The organism is Fodinibius salipaludis, assembly GCF_002287075.1.
GTDB classification, from domain to species: Bacteria; Bacteroidota; Rhodothermia; order Balneolales; family Balneolaceae; genus Fodinibius; species Fodinibius salipaludis.
Map to the genome: position 1 here is coordinate 1 of NZ_NSKE01000031.1, position 1,058 is coordinate 1,058.

Here is a 1,058-nt window from a genome sequence, read left to right on the forward strand (position 1 = left end):
AATGCGCGTGTTAGGCATACTTTTACTTAGTTTTGATAGGTTGTTAATTCTCCATTTTCGAAGTAGAGATAAGTTCTTTCAGTTTCATCTCCATAAACCCATTGCTCATCTCTATTTTCAGCAGTAACAGTGCTATTTATATCATCTGGTTGACCCCATGATAAACGGACTTGCCTTTCTGTCATGCCTATAACTATTTCTTGGTTTTGAACTGCATATTTAATTTCAGTTGACCAAGATTGCTCTATAGGATTTTCTGTAAAATAATATTCATCATCATAAGGTAAACTGACTGTTTCATTCTTAAAGTTTTTAACTTTCAAAATAACATCAGAGATGATTTCATTTTGCATATATTCATTTGACAGATTATAACTAACTGGTTCAACACTAATAACTTTCACGTTTTCAAGATGAGATAAATTTTTCTCTTCTTTAGAATTTAGATCTTTTCTTTTATCAACCCAGACAGAATCTCCGACAAGTTTTTTTGCGTCCTCTAAAACACTTTTGGGTGTGTAAAGTAATTCTCCAACTCCAGTATTTGTGTAAGCAATGCTACAGTCTGAAAGGACAATCTTGTAGTAGTAATTAGTAAATTGGGCCGTACTTAAAACGCCTTGTTTTTCAGCAGCACTATTATATTCTGCCTCAACTTTATCAACAATTTTGCCTTCCATTTCAGCATATTTATCGATTGATAAATTACCTGCATATAAAGAAGGTTCAACGTTAATCAAAGAGAATCCATTTTGAGCTACACTATTAGCCATTTCTTTTTGAGATGCACTGTATTGAGAATAATTAGCAGTCCTTTTAGGACTTTTAGATAAAATTATTTCTTTGCCATCGAGAGAATTGTAGTTACAAGGCTCCATTTTTTCAGGCTCTTCAACAGAGGATATGGAAGTTGAACCTGTATTGGGATCCACATAAGGAGAACTAAAACAACCAGTTAAAAATAGAACGAGAAAAATTGAACTAATGAGTTTTCTCATAAAATGGACTAAAAATATGACTTAAAATTTAGAATTTATTTTTGAAAGTATGCCTAACGA

Annotated in this window: 1 protein-coding gene; it reads right to left on the reverse strand. The window is 32.1% G+C overall.

Annotation, left to right across the window (positions count from 1 at the left end; genetic code table 11):
- Positions 1 to 26 precede the first annotated feature (26 nt).
- The gene (locus CK503_RS15900) at positions 27 to 998 is read right to left on the reverse strand and encodes a hypothetical protein (RefSeq protein WP_095607816.1); all 972 of its coding nucleotides are present in this window, start codon (positions 996 to 998) and stop codon (positions 27 to 29) included.
- Positions 999 to 1,058: the final 60 nt, after the last annotated feature.

What these genes read in the sequence shown, in the direction of transcription:
- CK503_RS15900 (WP_095607816.1), bottom strand. Translation starts at nt 998, where the DNA reads ATGAGAAAACTCATTAGTTCAATTTTTCTCGTTCTATTTTTAACTGGT.